Raw genomic sequence first — 20533 nt, forward strand, 5'->3', positions numbered from 1 at the left:
CTCCTTGTCTTTCTTCCATGTTCTAATATAGTGTCTGCTAAGTCTCTCTCGCAAATAACATTTTACTTTATGCAGCAGCACGTCCATGTAGTTATCAATGATATGTCCGATTGGCAGCCTTACTATCCGAGCCAATCGTTATTAACGGCTAATGAGTACCTCAGTACTCACGTTAGCCGCACTCGTTCGCACATTCTCAACCTTTGTGATGACCTCAGCTACCTGTCTACCGGTTACTATGTCAGCTTACTGGCAGAAGCCCGTGGCCAGCGCGTTATGCCGTCAGTCACCACTATCAATGATTTAAATAACTTTAAACATTACCAGTTATTAACCAATGTATTAGATAAATCAGCCAGCCGCTACCTTGCTAACTATACCGATGACGCGCTGGATTTGATCATTTGTTTCGGTGTTTCCGATATTGATGAGTTTAATGGCTTTGCCCGTCAGTTGTTCGAACGCTACCCGTGCCCGTTGCTGCGCGTTCAGTTACGTAACGAAGGGCGCTGGTATATTCATTCCTTAACGGCCGGCTATTTGAATCAACTGGATGATGCTCAACAAACCATGTTTGGTGACGCACTCGATGCCTTTAATAAAAAAGTCTGGCGTAAAGCGCGGGCGCGCAAAGAATACCGCTATGACCTGGCGATTCTTTATAACCCGGATGAAGCCATTCCAACCAGTGACAAAAAAGCACTGAACCTTTTTATTAAGGCGGCAAAAGAAGCGGACATCGAAGCAGAACTCATTACGGCAGCAGACTTTAACCGGTTGCTGGAGTTTGACGCCTTGTTTATTCGCGAAACCACGCGTATCAACCACTATACTTACCACTTTGCCAAGAAAGCAGAAGCCAATGGCATGGTCGTCATTGACCATCCTGAATCCATTGTTAAATGCGCCAACAAAGTGTTTCTAAAAGAGCTGTTGGAACAACATCAGGTCGGTATGCCACGAACAGAGTTATTGTTATCCGGCACCGACATTAACTACCATGAAATCGGTGAGTCACTGGGTTATCCGGTGGTGTTAAAAATTCCAGATGGCTCATTCTCGATTGGCGTGGAGAAGGCCGATAATGCCGAGCAGTTTAAAGCCACGGCTGAAGAACTGTTCGCGCAATCAACCATTTTGCTGGCACAGGAGTTTATGCGCACCGACTACGACTGGCGTATCGGCGTACTCAATAACCGTCCGATATACGCCTGTCAGTACTTTATGGCACGTAACCACTGGCAGATATACAACCATAAAGAATCGTCCGGCCGTGCTAAAAGTGGCTCGTTCGAAACCTTTGGGGTTCATCAGGCGCCCAAAGATGTCGTTAAGATAGCGCTACAGGCAACGCGTCTGATCGGCGACGGCCTCTACGGCGTTGATGTTAAAATGACCGCTAAGGGCCCGGTCATCATCGAGATTAACGACAACCCGTCGATCGAATCCGGGGTAGAAGATAAACATCTGGGCTATGAGCTTTACCGCCTGATTATGGCGGACTTTGGACGCCGCCTGGATGAATACTGATCACCCATCGACGCGGCGCATTCGGCTGGCCGACAAGGCCGATTTAGACGCCTTGGTGCAACTCGAGCAACGAACCTTCGATTACAGCCGCATCAGCCGCCGAAACTTCCGGCGGCTGTTGCAGTCATCTTCGGTGCACTTTTGGGTGGTTACCGACGCCGGCCAAGTTATCGCTTATGCCATCGCTCTGAGCCGTTCCAACAGTCGTTACTGGCGTGTCTATTCGCTTGCGGTAGACGCCGAGCACCGTGGCCAAGGGCTGGCACGAGCCATGTTAGAGCACGTCATTACCGAGGCCAAAAAAGCCGAGTGCCACGGTCTGTCGCTGGAAGTGAAGTCAGATAACCTGGCGGCTATCCAACTGTATCGACGTTATCATTTCGAAACCATTGATGTATTACCGGGTTATTATGACGACGGTACCGACGGCTTAAAGATGCGCGTTACTTTTTATCCGGAAAGTCACTAAACACGCCGGTCACACCGGCTTGCTTTAGCCAACCCCGCAATTGTCGGTGAGACTCCACGCCTTCAGGCAAATCATCGGCTCGCAAGGTGTAAACAAACACCGGCAACTTAGCTCGTTGGGCGTTCGATAGCACATCGCTCCATTGCGGCTCGCCATCTTTCACCCCGGTCAGTACATGCCCGAGCCACAGGCCGACCCCTTCTGCATAGGATGACAATGACTCCATCCCCGCGTAAGTTCTGAGCGCATCATAGTCCACACTGCTCTCGTTCCAACTGTTGTCGGCAATTAACTGAACCAACGGATAATCAATATGGTACTGGCGCTTTAACCGTCGTAGCGTTTCCGGGTCAAAAGACTGCAGATAAATCGGGGTTGGCAACGCCCCCTCTTTATAACCCGCATCTTCCAGCACCCGCATAACGGCTGCGGTGATGTCATAGTCTTGCTGGTGATACCAACGCGGTGATTTTATTTCGATATAAACACCGGTATCGGTTCCCCTGACCCGGTTCAGCTCTTTTACTAGCGCCAGGTGTTCGGCCAGTGTCTGTACCTTAAAGGAGGTGGTCGCCAGCCCGAAACGCTGCGGGTAGCGCCGCTCACCTTTATCATTCACCCGTGGTTTTAAGGTTAATTGCTGCAAGTGCTTTAACGTGAAATCGACCACATAATATTTACCATCTGGCCGGTGTCGCTTCGGAAACACGTCAGCAACATCCGATATTTCATCCAGATAGTGATCGTGCAGCACCACCGGAATACCATCACGGCTTAACTGCACATCCTGCTCGATGTAGTCAGCGCCCAACGCGTGCGCCATCACCGCACTGGCCTGGGTGTGTTCTGGCAGATAACCGGACGCGCCGCGATGCGCAACATCGATAAAGTCCCGTACTTCAATGGTCGACAGATTTGTAACGGGTTCTACCGTTTGTGCCTGCACCGCCCCCACCGCAAACAGCCATGCTGCAGTTAACGCTGAATAGTTTTTGGTTATAAAACGCATATCGTCATCCAAGCGGTCATTCAAGACCACACCATTTTTTCGCCAGCACGTTGTCGCCCAAATTCGCATAGCGCTCGCACAATTGTTCAATCGGCTCCGGCTCAGGATTAAGGCCACGCCCTTTTAAATAGGCTTCGTTATAAAGCTTGCTGGCCGAACGCTCACCTAAATCACAGGCGAAGGTAACAATACGTTGTCCTGGCCCTTTATGCAGAGCCGCAGCCAGCGCCGCTGCGACGTTTAACGCCGAGCTACTGCCCAGCACAATACCGTCCTGTTCACGCAGATAGCGTGACAGCGTTACCAAGTCCTGATCCGGCAAATTGACCGCATGATCGATGCTGGCCTGACGGAAATTGTCCACCAACCGCATAATACCGATCCCTTCGGTCATTGAGCCACCATTCGCCACGTATTCTCCTGACTTCAGGAACTGATAAATACCAGAACCATCCGGATCCGCCAACCAGACATCGATATTGGCATCCTGTTCTTTAAAAAACTTCGAATTACCGCCAATGGTGCCGCCGGTACCCGCCACCGACACAAAAGTATCGATGCGACCTTCCATCTGCTGCCAAATTTCCGGGCCGGTATGTAAATAGTGCGCCCGCGCATTACTGGTATTTTCAAATTGGTTAGCCCACCAGCAGTCGCTGCGCTCTTCTGCAATGCGCCGTGCGGTATGGTAAAAATGATTGGGGTTCTTAAACGGCACCGGGTCAACCGCCATTAGCTCGCCCCCATGCAGAGCGATCATGCGCTCCTTTTCCGGCGCTTGATCGTTCGGCATGACCGCCAGCATTTTCAAGCCATAAGACTTAGCCACCAAAGCTAAGCCGATACCGGTGTTACCGGCGGTTCCTTCGACCACGGTCATACCCGGCTTCAGTTCACCGCGCTCAAAGGCATCTTCAATCAGCTGTTTCGCAGCGCGATCTTTTATCGAACCGCCGGGATTCTGAAATTCACATTTTAAATAAATATCACTGCCACTCAGTGCAGACAGTGACGGAATTCTCAAAAGATCGGTTTGCCCGATCAAGTCGCTCATACGTTGACCTACTAACATAGGTACCTCAGTAACTCTGTGAACAATGACTCCTAGTATCCCGCCAGTGCGTCAATGGTTCAACTCACTTTGCGTTATAAGCCATAAGCACTTTTCTCGTGCAGTTGCACCAAAACAACCACCGCGATGGGGCAAGAGGTCTCTTTGTGGAAATTAAACCATTACTTTTCAGTTACTTACATTATGGCATGACAATTGAAACCGAACTTCTGCCGAACCGTTAATCAGCTAGGAGAACCCCATGAAAATGGTCATTGCATTAATCAAGCCCTTTAAGCTCGATGATGTCAGGCGCGCATTAGCCGATATTGGCTGTGCCGGCATGACGGTATCCGAAGCCCGGGGTTTTGGCCGCCAAAAGGGCCACACCGAACTCTATCGTGGTGCCGAGTATACCGTGGATTTTCTGCCCAAGATTCGAGTCGAGCTTGCGGTTGCTGACGATATGCTTGAGCGCGTTATTGAGACCATCACTGAGCATGCCCACACCGGTAATATCGGTGACGGCAAGGTGTTTGTCTGGAACCTCACGCATTGCACCCGTATTCGCACCGGTGAAACCGGTCAACAGGCACTGTAAGGAACACATCATGTCAGCAGATAATCAGCTCGCTTTTGCGTTAGATACTTTTTACTTACTCATCTCAGGCGCACTGGTAATGTGGATGGCGGCCGGTTTTGCCATGCTCGAAGCAGGCTTAGTCAGAGCGAAAAACACCACCGAGATCCTCACCAAAAACATTACCTTGTACGCGCTGGCCTGTCTTTGTTACCTGATCATTGGCTATTCGCTGATGTATGGCAACGGTGGCGCCAGCGATTATGCCGACGCTGCCGACTTCTTTTTCCAAAGCGTTTTTGTCGCCACGGCACTGTCGATCATTTCAGGGGCGGTGGCCGAACGGATGAAGCTGGTCAGTTTTTTGCTCTTCAGTATCATCTTGTCGGCGGTATTGTATCCGGTGCAGGGCGCCTGGAGCTGGGGTGGCGGTTTCTTCAACCAGTGGGGCTTTGTCGACTTTGCCGGCTCCGGTATTGTGCATCTGGCCGGTGCCGCTGCCGCTCTTGCGGGTGTACTGATCCTCGGTCCGCGGCTGGGAAAATACAAGGACGGCAAAGCGCAGGCGCTGCCGGGTGCCAACATGCCATTGGCTGCTTTAGGAACGTTCATCCTATGGTTTGGCTGGTTTGGCTTTAACGGTGGCTCACAACTTAAACTGAGCAGCAGCGCCGATGCCGAGGCCATTGCTAACGTCTTTGTTAACACCAACAGCGCCGCTGCCGCGGGCACCATTGGCGCGCTGGTCATGACAAAATGGCTGTCCGGAAAAGCCGACTTAACCATGATTTTGAACGGCGCCTTAGCCGGTCTGGTCGCCATTACCGCGCAACCGGTCAGTCCTTCAGCCCCATTGGCCGCTGTGATTGGTGCCATTGCCGGGGTGCTGGTGGTGATATCCATCATCGCGCTCGACAAGCTCAAACTGGATGATCCCGTTGGCGCCCTATCGGTGCATGGGGTTTGTGGTTTGTTTGGTTTACTGATGGTACCGATCAGTGACACCAGCGCATCCCTGGCGGTGCAAGCGGCAGCCGCTGCAACCATTTTTGTCTGGATGTTCGGCTCCAGCCTGGTTATTTGGTGGCTTTTGCATAAACTGATAGGAATCCGGGTAAGTGCGGAACAAGAATATCAGGGCGCCGATACCGTCGACTGTGGTATCGATGCCTACCCGGAGTTTGTACGTGGCGCTTCATCCAGGTAACCGCGGTTAAGAGGTCCATCCGTTGCCAGTTTAAGCGCATCCTGTTAGCGTAAAAAAAGCTGTTGAGCAGAAAATGAGGACCTTATGGCAACGTCAAAAGCGTACGTCGAAGAACTGCTGTCCCGTGCCGACATTCGTATTAACGGCGACCGTGCGTGGGATATGCAAGTGCATGATGACAGTGTGTTTGATCAAGCCTTATCGCGTGGAAACTTAGGGTTGGGCGAGTCCTATATGGCAGGCCATTGGGATGCTCCGGCGCTGGATCAGTTTTTCCATCGTCTGCTGCGCTCCGGCATTCAGCATGAAGTGAACCCGGCTCGGCTTATCTTTCACTCCCTGAAGGCACGTATGTTTAATCTGCAGGATAGCCGTCGTGCCTGGGAGGTCGGCCAACATCATTATGATATTGGTAACCATCTGTATCAAAAAATGCTCGATGAACGAATGGTGTACACCTGCGGCTACTGGCGCCATGCCAGTAATCTCGATGAAGCACAGCGCAACAAGCTCGAACTGAGCTGCCAAAAGCTGGGACTGGAACCCGGCATGAGAGTGCTTGATATCGGCTGTGGCTGGGGCAGTTTCATGCAGTATGCGGCAGAAAACTACGGCGTTGAGTGCGTCGGCGTGACCATATCGAAAGAGCAGGTCGCGCTGGGCAAAAAGCGCTGTGAGGGGTTGCCGGTTGAATTTCGCCTACAGGACTACCGCGACCTGGATGAGTCCTTTGACCGCATCATCAGCCTCGGCATGTTCGAACACGTCGGCCAGAAAAACTACGACGACTACATGACGGTCGCCAGACGTTGCTTAACCGATAACGGCTTGTTTCTGTTGCATACCATTGGCAAAAACGTTTCGGATACAGCCGCTGATCCCTGGATCAGCCGTTATATTTTCCCTAACGGCGAAATCCCCTCAATTTCACAAATTGGTTCGGCATTGGAAGAACGTTTTGTCTGCGAAGATCTGCATAATTTTGGTGCCGATTACGATAAGACGCTGATGGCTTGGTTTGCCAATTTTGATCACGCCTGGCCAGAATTGAAGTCGGGCTTTGACAGTTCGTTTTATCGCATGTGGAAATATTATTTGTTGTCCTGCGCCGGCGCGTTTCGTGCCCGCGACATACAACTCTGGCAATGGGTGCTGTCACGAGAAGGGCTCGAAGGCGGCTACCAGCGGCCCTTCTATTAAGGATCAGTCGATATTGAATTCGCGCATGAAAATATTCCAGAACGCCATAAACAGGGCTGCTACCAGCGGCCCGATAACAAACCCGGTAATACCAAACAGGGCCAGCCCACCCAAGGTTGAGAACAACACGATGTAATCCGGCAACTTGGTATCACGACCAACCAACAGGGGTCGCAAAATATTATCCGCCAGGCCGATAACTACCGCTCCAAAGGCGATCAACACAAGACCTTCCCAAATGCTTCCGGTCGCGAGCAAATAAACCGCAACCGGTAACCAGACAATACCAGCTCCAACCGCTGGTATCAGGGATAAAAAGGCCATGACTACGCCCCAGAGCAGTGCTCCAGGAATGCCAAGAATAGCAAAGATAATACCGCCCAACGCCCCCTGAACCATCGCCACGACAATGTTGCCTTTAACGGTAGCTCGGGTGACTTCTGCGAACTTACCGAATAGCTCTCGCTCGCGCTGGTCGCCGAGCGGCAAAGCCCGCACCATCAGGTTAATCAGCAAATGCCCATCGCGCAGTAAAAAGAAAACCAGATATACCATCAGCGCAACACCGACGACAAAGCTAAAGGTGTTTTGCCCTACCGTCAGAGCTTGCTCAGCGAGTGTGCGACTCGCGGTAACCGCAAACTCTGAAATTTTCTGGCGCAAGTTATCCATTTCGATACCGAGCGTCTCGAGCAAATCGGGAATAAATGGAAAGGCGGTTTCAATTTGCTGCAAAAACTCACCGGGGCGGATTTCGCCGGAATCAACCTTCTGATAAAACTGTACGCCTTCCTGGATAAACGAGTAGGCAATACCGAGCACCGGAATCACTACAATCACGACCGCGATGGTTAAGGTTAACAGCGCATTTCGGTTCGGTTTATCACCTAAGCTCTGCTGTAACTTGCGTTGTAACGGGTAAAAAATCACCGCCACCGCGCAAGCCCAGAAAATCGACATCCAAAAGGGTTTTAACACCCATAGGAAAGCGACGCTGACGAGCAGCAACAGGAGAAGAAATGATCGCGTTTCCAGCTTGTCTTTCATTAAAGTTTCCTTTAAAACGTACGTTATTATTCTAAATGCTTGACACAGAGTAGTTTACTTCTCACTCTGTGTGCACAACTAAATAACAATAAACAGCGCCAGCTAACAACTCAAGACGCAATAATGGCAAAAATAGACGACCCATACAGCTTTGCGGCCTGGTGCCGTGAGAGTCTTGCTGACTTTACCAAGCTTAATGCCGAGAAACAGGTATTTTTCGGATTTGTGTTGGCTATTTTTATTGCCGCCATTATTAAAGTGATTGATGTTACCGGGGGGCTGCCGAGTGTTTACGAACACTTTATCTACTTACCGCTGTTTTTTGCCGGTTTATTGTTGGGCCCTCGTATTGGCGCTTTGGGGGGCTTCGTCTGTGGGCTTGCGCTGAGTCCTTTGTCACTGCCGGACGACGCCATTGCTGACTCCGAAATTGGGGTTGGCTGGCTGGTCAGGCTGTTAATTTTAACGCTGTTGCCGACCATTGCCGGACTGATTGCTAATTCAGTTCGCGAGTTGGTGGCGATGGAGAAAAAAGCCAAGCACACCTATCAAGGCACTGAACTGCCCAATATGGCCGCTTTTGTCGAACAGCTTAAGCAAATCGGTGCTGACGAGAACGGCAATGCCAACGATCTGGTTGATATTTTCAACTTTAAACTGCAGAACCTTGAGCGCATCCAGCATCAAATTGGTACCGAGCGCACCGAAAAATTAATGCGCCAGTTGGCCGAGCAGCTAAAAAAGATGATTGGTGACTCGGCGCATATCGGCCAGACCTCACAAAACGAACTGGTTGGTGTCAGTACCGACACCAAACATAGCCACCAGGAGCTTGAAGAAAAATTAAAGAAACTGTTGCAGCGCCCTATCGTCATTGACGGAGTTTCTTACAATCTCGAAAGCGCAACAGGTGTACTACGTACCAATAAAGCAAACATTAAAGAACGTGCCGAGGAAGTGGTTGAACAGGCACAGCACCACGCGTTCGAAGCCCGTGAGCAAAAGAAATCGTTCTCGTTTTTAGAGGATGACGACGCCATCAATTCAATTTCAGACGCCTCTTTCTCGCGTCAACTCACGGATGCCATTGAGCGAAACGACATCAAGCTATACTATCAACCCCGCTTAAACGCCAATACCGGTTACTTCTCGGTGCTCGAGGTCGTCGTGAAGTGGACTGACCCTAAACGCGGAGATATGAGTCCGGACGACTTTAGGCCGTTAATTGAAGAAGCGGCTTTGACAGAACAGTTTACCTGCTGGATGGTCAAAAAAGCCTTTGAAGATATCCGCTACTGGCACAAAAACGAATTTGTGGTGCGCGTTTCATTGCACATTACCTTAAACGACGTAATCGAACCGGGTGTGTTAAACGTCGTTGCCCGAGAATTACAGGATTCAAAATTCCCGGCGCGGGACTTCAGTTTGGAGGTCAGTGAAAAAGCACTGATGCGAATATCCGACAAAGCGAAACGATACCTGGAGAAACTTCGTAGTATTGGCGTTAATGTTATTGCGGATCATTTTGGTGAAGGCGCATCAACCATACAGTCTTTGTTTGTACTGCCCGTTGATGCGGTAAAACTCTCTGAAGATTTGGTGAGAAAAGCCACCTCTAACAGCGATAAAAAACGTGCTTTATTGTCGATGGTCAAGATGGCGCGTTCACGGGGCTTAAAAACCATAGCAACCGGGGTGGATGATCGCAGTAAACTGTTATTATTAAGACAAATTGGTTGCGAAGAGCTACAGGGTTCAATTCTCAGTAAGCCGCAATCCAAAGACGATATTCCATGGGCAAGGATTCGATGAACCAAAACAGCATGAAGCGCAAGCAGTGGTACCAGCGGGCAACGATACGCAGCGTCATTATGTACGTCGTACTGATGGTGTTGATCGAGCTCGGTATGCTCGCGGTTTCTAAGTTCGGCGGTTTATCCGAAGCTAATGCGCGACAACTGGATGCCGCGCAGCCGTGGGTTGTTTTAGCGCTGTCGGTGTTGTTCCTGTGGTTTTATACCCGCGCCATTGTTAAGCAATATCGTAAGCCGACTGACCTTCTGAGTGAATACCTTGCCAATAGCGCTACGATTCATTTCGAACTGCGCCGGGTAGAGAACGACTTTCGCGTGCACTGGGTGAGTCAGAACGCCGAAAAGTTGCTCGGCTACTCAGTCCAGGAAATAAAGAGTCCTAACTGGTGGTACAACAATCTGCATCCGGCTGATCGATCCAGCGTCGTCAAAAAAGCGCTGCGTGGGCTTGATGAGCCCGAATTTGTCTACGAGTACCGCTTCCGCCACGCCGATGGCCATTACATCTGGATACGCGATCAATTGCGCCACGACGATCCTTCCGGCAAACGTATTCGCGGCTCATGGATTAATATTTCAAATGATTTTAGCGTTCCCGATGACAGCCTGTACACCGATGCCATGCATCACGTAAAAGTGGGCCTGGCAGAGTTAACAGAACATCGCAAACTGAACGTCGTCGACGATATCTTTGCGTCAATTATCGGGCTATCCGCGGAGGAAGCTCAGAATCTGCGCCTGGAAGATATCCTGACGCCAATCAGTGACAACATTAGCGGTGGTCACTTTCCAACCAATGAAGCCATTGAGGTGATTGGCAGACGCCCTGACCAGTCGCGCTTTAAAGCGCAATTACTGATACGCCCTTGCCCCCGCAACGAGCAGGTTATTGCCTGTCTAGCGGATATTTCGTTGGTCGAGCAGCAACGTCAAGCGCTGCATAACGCCGCCTTTTTTGACGAGCTCAGTGGCCTGCCTAACCTGCGCAGCCTGCACTTACATTTCAAGTCGTTGATTGATGAGTTGCCCGAGGATCGCCTGGCCGCGCTGATAACGGTGAACATCAACCAGTTTCATCACATCAATCATCGGTATGGCTCGCTCGTTGGTGATAAGACCTTACAGCGGGTCGCTAAGCGGATCAAAGCCGCCTTGCCCTTTGGAAGTAAGCTCTATGCCGCCGGCGGTGACGAGTTTGTTGTGCTGATCAACAACATCACCGAATACATTGACATACAGGTTATCACGGACAACATTCTCCGGGTCTTTCGTGATAAATTTATCATCGATAACAACGCTCAGTTTTATTTAACCTGTAGCTCTGGCTCCAGTATCTATCCGTTAGACGGCTATGACAGCGATCAGTTGCTGGCGCAGGCGCGGTCAGCGATGATCCAGTCTCGTGCAGAAAGCACAACCATTTCTGCTGGTAGCCAGCCGCAAAGCGCACAGCCATCACATTTCCATTTACAGTTGGCCGAAGACATCAAGTCCACGACCTTGCACCAGGAGCTGGAAGTTTACTATCAGCCAATCTTCAATGACGCCAAAAACATTATCGGTGCCGAGGCACTGTTGCGCTGGAACCATCCGGAGTTCGGATTATTAAGTCCGGCGCTGTTTTTACACCATGCGGAAGAGGCTGAGAAACTAGCAGACATCGGTTTATGGGTGCTGGATGAAGTCGTGCTGCAATTGAATAAATGGATCGCAAATAACTCACCGCTGAATTATGTGTCCATTAACCTGTCGGCGCCTCAATTAACCTCGACCTGGATTCACAAGCTCAGAGAACATTATGACCGTGACCCGGGACTGGTCACGCACTTAGGCATTGAACTGTCAGAGTCCGTTTTGAACGAGCCGGACTTGCAAGTGCAGAACGCCATCAAAGCACTTTCCGAACTTGGCTTAGACATCATCATTGACGATTTTGGTACCGGCTTTGCCAGCTTAACCTATTTAGCCGAGTATCCCATTGACCAGATTAAAATCGATCGTCGCTTCATTGCCAACCTGGTCAGCAATGAAAAGACGCAACGTATCGTCGAGTCAATGATGACCTTTGCACGAGCCGCTGGCGTCGAAGTTGTCGCGGAAGGCGTGGAAAGCGAAGAGCAGTTTGAACTTATCCGAAAGATGGGCTGTCTTAAATGGCAGGGCCATTTGATTCATCCCGCAAAACCTGTCGATGAGCTGAATGAACTCGACTAGCATCCTCGAATTGATTCAACATGATCACAGTATAAGTCAGTACCTTAAGAGATTACGTAAATTATGAACCCGGAAGTTATGAGAGCGTCATCCGCTCAGGCAGCGCGTGTCATGCAGTTGCTGTCGCACCCCGATAGATTGCTCATTCTATGTCTGCTGAGCCAGGGCGAGTTCACAGTGGGCGAAATCGAGCAACGGCTGGAGTTACACCAGCCGATGCTGTCACAGCATCTCAATCGTTTACGGCAACAGGAACTGGTTACCACCCGCCGGGAAGGAAAGTACATCCACTACAAATTGGCCGACGAGCGAACCATGAAAATCATGAATTTGCTGTATAACCTCTATTGTCCGACCGATGAATAGCGATAACAAAGCCCGTGACCGGGTCTATCAGGTTTCCAGTAACCGACAACGGGCTTCTCATAAATTACGTTACGTCGAGGCGTCAGCACCGGCTGACGGCGACTGCCGGCTGTGTGTTGGGTCCGTCGCGGACAAGTCCGCGACCGATGATGCTATGAAGAAAGCAACGGCAACAAGTGATGGCGAATCTTCTCAACGTGAGGATCAATAACGCCCAACTCCCGCAAGCCGTCTGCCAATTTTAACAAGTATTCCGAATTTTTCCCGCTCGGGCCCTCTGACTCCGCAATATGCTTGGCGATTACGGCTTCATCCGCTGGCCCCAAAAATGCCGCATTATCTTCTGTCGCAATATAAACCAGTCCTTGTTGCTGTTCACCATCGGCAAAAGTCAGCGGCGTGAAAAACCGTAAATAGCCGTTCTTCTCGCGATGGTCGAGATGTTCAAACACATCTGGGCTGACACGGTAGGCCATCCCCGTACAGCGCTCCCCGGGAGTCTCAATTAAGGTTAATACTCGCCCCGGCCGTTCGGGGGTGCCGCGGTGATCGTGCGAGCCTTGCCAAAAGCGGCGGCTCCAGCCTTCGATGTAGGCCGGTCGGCGCTCCAGGAATGGGAAGTCCACTTTATAGATTAACGAACCATAACCGAACAACCATACCGACTGGTGCTGGCTCAGGTCTTGTCGTTGTTTATTAATTGCTGAGGTATCGTGAGGCATACGGCTTACTACAATGATTTAGGCTGGCCTATAGCCTACCCGAAAACCACCCCAATGTTTACCTTTCACCCAAATAGGAACCGATAAATCATGCATCACTTCGCCGGTGTCCCGCTTGTACGTTTGTAAAAGCAATTTCTCGGTATGTGCACCGCAGCGAGATCCCGTTGCATCGTTGAATAAGCGCCGCGAACGATTACCGACCAAATCCCTCTGCGCATCGCCGGTTAACGGCTGATTAAAGCGATCGTTGTGGCGGGCAACGTAACCATTGGGATCGGTCGCAATTGCATAAACAATATCCGGGTTCTTTTCCAGTAAGGGTTCCTGAAGTTTCGGCAACACCGCATCGAGAAATTGGGTAGCGCGCGTTTCGAACTTCTCCGGCACCACACCCTTCACCGGCTGATAGCGCCGGTCAAACAGGTCATCGAAACTGATCTCGTGCTGCTCCACTGCCGCTTCCAGTCGCGCCGCTATGGCATCAGCGGTATCTCTGGCCAACCGATAAATTTCACCATGCTCCGTTGCATCGGTATCGCTGACCAGTAATGCAAACAATTGTTCGGATTGCTGTTCCAACTGCTTGGACTTAAGTTCAACCTGAGCCAACTTGTCTTTACGTGCGCTCAGATCATCCAGCGTTTGCCGAATATCCTGCGCATTGGTGTCCATCAACTGCTGATTGTTAACCGACAGTTCGGCCATGCGTTCGATCTGCTCCGCTACATTTGCCGATTGTTGCGCGAGGGTTTGCAACTGCTCTGATAAGCCATTACTGCTTTGCGCCTGCTCATCGACATCGTCAGACAGTTTATGGATGCTACTCACGGCATGCGCAATGCGTTCCCGGATAGAGCCCACTAAATCGGTTACTTCTATGGTGGCTTTTGAGGTCCTGCCTGCCAGTTGTCGCACCTCATCAGCAACGACCGCGAAACCACGTCCGTGTTCGCCTGCACGAGCCGATTCAATGGACGCATTAAGCGCCAGTAAGTTGGTCTGGTCGGCAATTCCATCAATCACATCGGTGACTTTTACGATCTCATCAGCGGTCGTCTGCAGTTGATTCAGGGTATCTGCCGCGGCTCTGTTTTGCTCGACGATACGGGCAATACCGGCGACAAGCTGATCGATGGCGACCTTGCCCTGCTCGCTAATCGACTTGGTCTGTTCTGTATTCGCTGCCACATCTTCTGTGGTCACTTTTATTTCGGCCGCTTGTTGCTTGACCTTGTCCGAATCCTCAGCCGTCGACTCAAGCCGTTGGATGGTTGCTCCGATGACACGATTTAAGTCACTTATCGCATAACTGAGCTCTGCCGTTGCTATCGCATTACTGCCGGCATTTTCAGTGACATGCTGTAAGGTCGCGGTTTGTTCGTCCAGTGCAGGTTCTGTTGCCGTCGTCATGGGTATCGATGATGTCTTTCGTGCACACCAAAAACTCGTCCAGCCGACCACTAAAAAGAGCAACGGCAGCAGTACCACCGTTACCATGAGATGATTCAACCACAACAGCTGTACTAACGACACGGCTAGTGCGGCAATACCTACGATCCATGCAATTAACGCGTTATTCACCCGACCTACTCCCAGACCAGCATACGTTATGCTCCGATACACAATGTGCGCTAAAAAACACAAAAGTAAACTTAGACCTTGGTCGACTGAGGTGCAATAATTGACACAGAACACAGGACGTTGCAATCTTTACACAACGCTATCCCGAACCGCATGGAGCAAACCTCATGAGCAGCAAAACCGTTGCTGAACACCTTGCCCAATACGGCGACTATCACCGTGACCGCCGCAATGTATTGACGCATCTTATCGGCATTCCGATGATTGTTGTCGCGCTAATTACACTGCTTAGCCGCCCCGAATTTGCCGTTGCCTATTTACTGCTGACACCGGCCAATTTGGTTGTTTTTGCAGCCGTCATTTTTTATATCCGCCTGGATATCAAGCTAGGCCTGTTAATGACCGTACTGCTGTGGCTATGCCTTAGCCTAGGCCGCGACATAGCCGCACTCAGCACGACAGCATGGCTGGCCTGGGGCATTGGCCTGTTTGTCGTTGGTTGGGTATTTCAGTTTATCGGCCACTACTTTGAAGGTCGTAAACCGGCGTTTGTGGACGACATTATGGGCTTAGCTATTGGTCCTTTGTTTGTCGTGGCCGAAGTCGTTTTTATGCTAGGTTTGCGCCAAGATCTGAAAAAGGCGGTTGAGCAACAACGATGAATTACCCCCAATGGTTTACTGACTGGGCCAATCAACATAACTGGGCCTACACCGCCACCGCTCTGACGATCCTTTTCGTAGCGGTGTGGTTTTCACAATTAATCACTAAGCACATTTTACTGCGCGGCATCGCCCGGCTGTTGTCTCGTACCGAACTGGGCAGTGACCCCAGTGTAGGACTTAAGTTAATTGTCGGTCGAATCGCTCAGGTGGTGCCGGCACTGGTGTTATCAGCCGGCATAGCTTATGTGCCGGACATACCCGACACTCTGGTCAGTATTATTCGCAACGTCGCCATTGCCTACATTGTGTTGACGTTAGCACGAGCCTTTAGTGCGGCGATGACCAGTGCTAATGAAATTTACATGCGTCGGCCCGACTCACACCTTAAGCCAATTAAAGGCTATTTGCAGATTGCCCAGATCGTCGTCTACGTTATCGCAGCGGTACTGATCATCGCGGCCCTCATCGATAAGTCACCCGTTATTCTGCTCTCCGGTATTGGTGCCATGGGTGCCGTCACGCTGTTGGTGTTTCAAGATACCATTTTGTCTTTTGTCGCCAGCATTCAGCTCTCTTCCAATGACATGATCCGAGTCGGCGACTGGATCGAAATGCCACAACTTAATGCCGATGGCGAAGTCATCGATATGGCATTGCATACGGTGCGGGTACAAAACTGGGATAAAACCATCACCACCATTCCCACCAAGCGCCTGATTTCAGATTCTTTTAAAAACTGGCGCGGCATGCAGGACAGTGGCGGGCGCCGCATTAAGCGTTCGCTGTTTATCGATCAAACCAGTATCGATTTTCTCTCCGAAGCGCAAATACAATCTCTGAAAAAACTGTCGCTGTTAGGTGATTACCTGGACTCAAAACAGGCTGAAATTGACGACTGGAACCGAGCGCTGATCGCGCAAGGCAAAGATCCCATGAACACGCGTCAGTTAACCAACATCGGAACCTTTCGAGCCTATGTCCTCAATTACCTGAAACACCATCCCAAAATCCATCAAGGTATGACGCTGATGGTGCGCCAGCTCAGCCCGACACCTCAGGGGCTACCGCTGGAAGTCTATTGTTTTACCAATGATATCCGTTGGGAAGTCTATGAAGGCATTCAGTCGGATTTATTTGACCACTTGTATGCTGTGTTATCCCGCTTTGATTTACACGTATTCCAGGAGACCAGCGGCCAGGATATTCGTGCTTCAATTGCGGCATTGAGTGGCTCCGGGATTGAGCGATAAAGCGGTTACTTGTATAGTTTACCTATTGCAACTAACCGATAACGACCATGCACAAGTTACGTAATACGATATTCTGGGCGGCGATGGCGCTCGGCTCGACGGCGGTCAACGCCCAGCAAAACGTCAGCTTTGCCGAGGTTTTGGCACACCCCAGTCAGGAACCGGATAGCACACTAAGTTATGGCCAATCCGCGCAGCAACGCATTGATGTTTGGCTGAACGAAAACGCCTATACCGATGTCTTCTTTATTCACGGCGGTTGCTGGCTGTCTCAGTATGATGTGCAGCATGCTCGCGCTTTTGCCAGCGCCCTGCAACAACAAGGGCATCAGGTGTTTGCCATTGAGTATCGGCGTACCGGAGCAACCGGTGGCGGCTGGCCAAAAACCTATGACGATATTCGCCAAGGCTTCGCACAATGGTTAAAACAACGCGACAGCAATCGCCCATTAATTGTCGCAGGCCACTCTGCCGGCGGCCATTTGGCGTTATTACTGGGCGCTGAGTCGGATTACCGTAACCAGATTGACGCCGTTATCGGTTTGGCAGCCATCACCGATATCCGTGAGTACGCAACGGGCGATAACAGCTGCGAACGCGTTACTGTCGACTTTATGGGAGGCACCGCCGAGCAGCTACCGGACGCCTACGCAGCGGCCAACCCGTCAACCAAACAGGCACATCCCAACACCCTGTTACTGCAGGGTGATAACGACGCGATTGTACATTACCGATACGCACACAAACTCAAGGATGCCCAGCCGAACGTACTGCCCGATGCCGGTCATTTTGACTGGTTACACCCTCAAACCCCGGCGTTTAAACAGCTTCTGGATATCCTGCAGGAACACCACTGATGATAGTTGTCGACGATATTAAAACGCTCGATCAGAACGATCCACTGACGAGCTACAAGGCCCAATTTGCTTTGCCTGACGAGGTTATTTACCTTGATGGAAACTCACTGGGTGCGCTGCCCAAACGAGTATCCGAACGGGTGGAGGAAACCACCCGACAGCAATGGGGACAAGACCTCATTAGCAGTTGGAACAAACATCAATGGGTCACACTGCCTCAGCGCGTCGGGGCCAAAATTGCGCGATTGATTGGCGCTAACGCTGATGAAGTGGTGTGTTGTGATTCTATCTCGGTAAATTTGTTCAAATTACTGGCTGCCGCCATCACCTTTAATGGCACTCCCGTTCGCAACCGTATCGTTTCCAGTCACGATAATTTCCCCACCGATTTATACATCGCTCAAGGGCTGGAGACTTTGCTCGGCAGTGAGCGCTGCCAATTTGTCGATGTTGCGGAAGATGAGCTGATGCATGCCATCGACGACCAAACCGCCGTGGTAATGGTTACCGAAGTCAACTTCCGCAGCGGCAAGCGACTGGATATTGCTGCGTTAGCCCACAAGGCCCATCAGCACGGCGCATTAATTTTGGTCGATTTGGCGCACAGTGCCGGAGTAATGCCGATTCACCTCAATCAATGGCGGGTCGATATGGCCGTCGGCTGTACCTATAAGTACCTCAACGGCGGTCCGGGCGCACCGGCGTTTTTGTATATTCGCAGCGACTTACTGGGTAACTTACAACAACCTGTCGCCGGTTGGTTTGGTCACAGCAACCCTTTCGCTTTCGCTGCCGACTACACACCAGACCAAGGCATTAAACAATTTCTCGCCGGCACGCCATCGGTGATATCGATGGCCGCAGTCGACGCCTCACTGGAGTTATTTAGCGATCTTGATATGGAGCAAGTGCGTACCAAAAGTATGCAACTCACCCAAGTGTTTCATGAGTTAATCGAACAAACAGGGCTCACCAAGACGCTGACATTGTTGTCACCGTTGTCCGCCAACGAGCGCGGTAGTCAACTCAGCTACGCGTTCGATTACGCTTACGAATTATGTCAGGCATTGATTGCCCGCGGAGTGGTGGCGGATTTCCGAGCGCCTAACTTCATTCGCTTTGGCTTTGCCCCTTTGTACAACAGTTTCGATGATGTCTGGAAGGCCGTTGAGCTGGTACAACAGGTGATTGAATCAAAAGATTACCTGCAACCCCGTTGGGCACAACGCCAGACGGTCACTTAATACGACAGGAGGTTTTATGTCTGCCGATAACTATCAGCCACCCAAGGTATGGCAACCGGATCAGGCCAACGGTGGTAAGTTTGCCACTATCAACCGCCCAACGGCGGGCGCAACTCATGATAAGGCGTTACCCGTTGGCAAACATCCGCATCAGCTCTATTCCCTGGCAACGCCTAACGGCCAGAAAGTTACCATCCTGTTCGAAGAGCTACTCGAACTTGGTATTAGCGATGCAGAATACGATGCGTTCATCGTCGATATCATGGAAGGCGAACAGTTCAGCAGCGGCTTTGTCGAAGTCAATCCAAACTCAAAAATCCCGGCGTTACTGGACGTTTCCACGAAGCCGGCCACCCGCGTTTTTGAGTCTGGCTCAATCTTGCTTTACCTGGCCGAGAAATTTGGCCACTTCTTACCATCAGAGCCGGCCAAACGTACCGAGTGCTTAAATTGGCTCTTCTGGCAAATGGGCAGCGCCCCTATGCTTGGTGGCGGCTTCGGTCACTTCTACGCCTACGCACCGGAAAAACTGGAGTACCCAATCAATCGCTACACCATGGAAGTCAAACGACAGCTTGACGTGCTCGACAAACAACTCGCTCAGCACGAATTCATCGCCGGAGATGACTACACCATTGCCGATATGGCCATTTTCCCATGGTACGGCGCGCTGGTTCTGAACGAAGTGTACGAGGCCGCCGAGTTTTTACAGACCCATACCTACAAACATGTCGTTGCCTGGGCCAACCGTATTAACGAACGCCCAGCGGTTAAACGCGGCCGCCGGGTGAATAAAGTCTGGGGCGATGAACACCAGCAGTTACGCGAGCGGCACAGTGCGGATGACTTTTAAAGCACAGATTTCGCGATAACAAAAATGCCCATGGCAACCAGGAAAACTGCAAAGCCTTTTTGCAGTTTTTCTTTGGGTAATGCCCGCCCAATTTTGCTGCCAAATACCGTCCCAAAAACACCCCCGGCAATCATTAAGCCAATCACCAACCAGTCAAATTCAACGTTCTGGGACGCCATGACCGCGTAATACTTTATAAAGCCCGCCAATGACTTAATGACAATGATCAACAAGCTGGTACCAATGGCAACCGGCATCGCCAATCCGGCCAACAGCACCAGCGCGGGGACAATCAGGAAGCCACCACCAACGCCGACAAATCCGGTGATAACACCGACAACAAGCCCCTCGAGGGTCACTTTGGGATAATTCATCGCGGTGACATGATCGGGAGCTCTCGGCTTACTTCGCCACATTAATACCGCCGCCACAATCATCAGTAATGAGAACACCAGCAGTTGCCAACGACTGTCCACCAGAGTTCCCAGCCAGGCACCGCCATACGTGCCGGCCATACCGGGTAACCCAAAGGCCCAGAAGTGCTTCCAACTGACGGTTTTACGACGAATGTATGAAATCGAGCCAAACAAACTGATACCAGCCACAATGAGCAACGACGAAGCAATCGATACATCAGCCGGCATATCAACCAAGTACATTAACACCGGTACCGTCAGGATTGATCCCCCGGAACCGAACAGTCCAAGCGAAAGACCAATGATCAAAGCACCGAGAATGGCAAGCAACATGGTTACCTCATATTCCTTAATTGAATATCGTTATAACTACTTTAATTTATTTTTTCATTAAATGAAAGCGATAAAAAAGGCCGCACTGACGTCAGTCAGCGCGACCCTGTACTGCAAGTAAC

At 50.8% G+C, this 20533-nt stretch carries 19 protein-coding genes; 13 read left to right on the plus strand and 6 right to left on the minus strand.

All coding sequences use genetic code 11. From position 1 onward, the window contains the following. The first annotated feature begins 102 nt into the window (after positions 1 to 102). Both C5610_RS11195 and C5610_RS11200 read left to right on the plus strand, forming a co-directional pair. Complete coding sequence (locus C5610_RS11195; protein WP_241970617.1) at positions 103 to 1530, plus strand: RimK family protein; 1428 nt, start codon at positions 103 to 105, stop codon at positions 1528 to 1530. Beyond that, positions 1520 to 1999, plus strand: coding sequence for a GNAT family N-acetyltransferase (locus C5610_RS11200; RefSeq protein ID WP_105307223.1), 480 nt, complete (start codon positions 1520 to 1522; stop codon positions 1997 to 1999). The genes C5610_RS11195 and C5610_RS11200 overlap by 11 nt, the downstream gene beginning before the upstream one ends. Here the strand turns inward: C5610_RS11200 and glpQ are convergent. Together glpQ and C5610_RS11210 are read right to left on the minus strand one after the other, a co-directional pair. After that, positions 1974 to 3008, minus strand: coding sequence for a glycerophosphodiester phosphodiesterase (gene glpQ / locus C5610_RS11205; RefSeq protein ID WP_105307807.1), 1035 nt, complete (start codon positions 3006 to 3008; stop codon positions 1974 to 1976). The genes C5610_RS11200 and glpQ overlap by 26 nt on opposite strands. A 16-nt stretch (positions 3009 to 3024) precedes the next feature. Beyond that, positions 3025 to 4080, minus strand: a complete 1056-nt coding sequence (locus tag C5610_RS11210) for a cysteine synthase A (RefSeq protein WP_105307224.1) — start codon at positions 4078 to 4080, stop codon at positions 3025 to 3027. 241 nt (positions 4081 to 4321) lie between these two features. On the opposite strand from C5610_RS11210, the gene C5610_RS11215 reads away from it, so the two are divergent. From C5610_RS11215 to cfa, 3 genes are all read left to right on the plus strand, one after another. After that, complete coding sequence (locus C5610_RS11215) at positions 4322 to 4660, plus strand: P-II family nitrogen regulator (RefSeq protein ID WP_105307225.1); 339 nt, start codon at positions 4322 to 4324, stop codon at positions 4658 to 4660. A gap of 10 nt (positions 4661 to 4670) precedes the next feature. Beyond that, a complete protein-coding gene (locus C5610_RS11220) occupies positions 4671 to 5846 on the plus strand; it encodes an ammonium transporter (protein ID WP_105307226.1) in 1176 nt (391 codons plus the stop codon). An 84-nt stretch (positions 5847 to 5930) separates the two neighbouring features. Continuing rightward, positions 5931 to 7046, plus strand: a complete 1116-nt coding sequence (cfa, locus tag C5610_RS11225) for a cyclopropane fatty acyl phospholipid synthase (protein ID WP_105307227.1) — start codon at positions 5931 to 5933, stop codon at positions 7044 to 7046. 3 nt (positions 7047 to 7049) lie between these two features. Here the strand turns inward: cfa and C5610_RS11230 are convergent, their stop codons facing one another. Further along, positions 7050 to 8093, minus strand: a complete 1044-nt coding sequence (locus tag C5610_RS11230; RefSeq protein WP_105307228.1) for an AI-2E family transporter — start codon at positions 8091 to 8093, stop codon at positions 7050 to 7052. Positions 8094 to 8216: 123 nt separating this feature from the next. Here C5610_RS11230 and C5610_RS11235 point away from each other — a divergent pair, with 123 nt between their 5' ends. The 3 genes from C5610_RS11235 (at position 8217) to C5610_RS11245 (ending at position 12487) form a co-directional block, all read left to right on the plus strand. Further along, on the plus strand, positions 8217 to 9905 hold the full coding sequence (locus C5610_RS11235) for an EAL domain-containing protein (protein WP_105307229.1): 1689 nt from the start codon (positions 8217 to 8219) through the stop codon (positions 9903 to 9905). Further along, positions 9902 to 12121 carry a GGDEF domain-containing phosphodiesterase gene (locus tag C5610_RS11240; protein WP_158682689.1) on the plus strand — a complete coding sequence of 740 codons (2220 nt, stop codon included), beginning with the start codon at positions 9902 to 9904 and terminating at the stop codon, positions 12119 to 12121. Before C5610_RS11235 ends, C5610_RS11240 begins: the two co-directional genes overlap by 4 nt. Positions 12122 to 12199: 78 nt before the next feature. Beyond that, positions 12200 to 12487, plus strand: coding sequence for an ArsR/SmtB family transcription factor (locus C5610_RS11245; protein ID WP_262339868.1), 288 nt, complete (start codon positions 12200 to 12202; stop codon positions 12485 to 12487). 152 nt (positions 12488 to 12639) lie between these two features. Here C5610_RS11245 and C5610_RS11255 read toward each other — a convergent pair whose 3' ends face one another. Together C5610_RS11255 and C5610_RS11260 are read right to left on the minus strand one after the other, a co-directional pair. Beyond that, positions 12640 to 13209, minus strand: a complete 570-nt coding sequence (locus tag C5610_RS11255) for a gamma-glutamylcyclotransferase (RefSeq protein WP_105307232.1) — start codon at positions 13207 to 13209, stop codon at positions 12640 to 12642. Between the two features lie 18 nt (positions 13210 to 13227). After that, the gene (locus C5610_RS11260) at positions 13228 to 14793 is read right to left on the minus strand and encodes a methyl-accepting chemotaxis protein (RefSeq protein ID WP_262339869.1); all 1566 of its coding nucleotides are present in this window, start codon (positions 14791 to 14793) and stop codon (positions 13228 to 13230) included. 167 nt (positions 14794 to 14960) lie between these two features. Here C5610_RS11260 and C5610_RS11265 point away from each other — a divergent pair, with 167 nt between their 5' ends. The 5 genes from C5610_RS11265 to yghU are packed head-to-tail and all read left to right on the plus strand — an operon-like array spanning position 14961 to position 19662. After that, entirely contained in the window at positions 14961 to 15455 is a 495-nt protein-coding gene (locus tag C5610_RS11265) for a DUF962 domain-containing protein (protein WP_105307233.1), read from the plus strand. Next, positions 15452 to 16708, plus strand: a complete 1257-nt coding sequence (locus tag C5610_RS11270; RefSeq protein ID WP_105307234.1) for a mechanosensitive ion channel family protein — start codon at positions 15452 to 15454, stop codon at positions 16706 to 16708. Before C5610_RS11265 ends, C5610_RS11270 begins: the two co-directional genes overlap by 4 nt. Before the next feature lie 47 nt (positions 16709 to 16755). Further along, complete coding sequence (locus C5610_RS11275; RefSeq protein ID WP_105307235.1) at positions 16756 to 17565, plus strand: alpha/beta hydrolase family protein; 810 nt, start codon at positions 16756 to 16758, stop codon at positions 17563 to 17565. Between the two features lie 2 nt (positions 17566 to 17567). Continuing rightward, positions 17568 to 18809: a kynureninase gene (kynU, locus tag C5610_RS11280; protein WP_105307809.1), complete on the plus strand. Its 1242-nt coding sequence runs from the start codon at positions 17568 to 17570 to the stop codon at positions 18807 to 18809. A 16-nt stretch (positions 18810 to 18825) separates the two neighbouring features. After that, positions 18826 to 19662, plus strand: a complete 837-nt coding sequence (yghU, locus tag C5610_RS11285) for a glutathione-dependent disulfide-bond oxidoreductase (RefSeq protein ID WP_105307236.1) — start codon at positions 18826 to 18828, stop codon at positions 19660 to 19662. On the opposite strand, the gene C5610_RS11290 is transcribed toward yghU, so the two are convergent. Then, entirely contained in the window at positions 19659 to 20411 is a 753-nt protein-coding gene (locus C5610_RS11290) for a sulfite exporter TauE/SafE family protein (RefSeq protein WP_187346269.1), read from the minus strand. The two genes, yghU and C5610_RS11290, sit on opposite strands and share 4 nt — an antisense overlap. Positions 20412 to 20533: the final 122 nt, after the last annotated feature.

Source organism: Idiomarina sp. OT37-5b (assembly GCF_002968395.1).
Lineage (GTDB): Bacteria > Pseudomonadota > Gammaproteobacteria > Enterobacterales > Alteromonadaceae > Idiomarina > Idiomarina aquatica.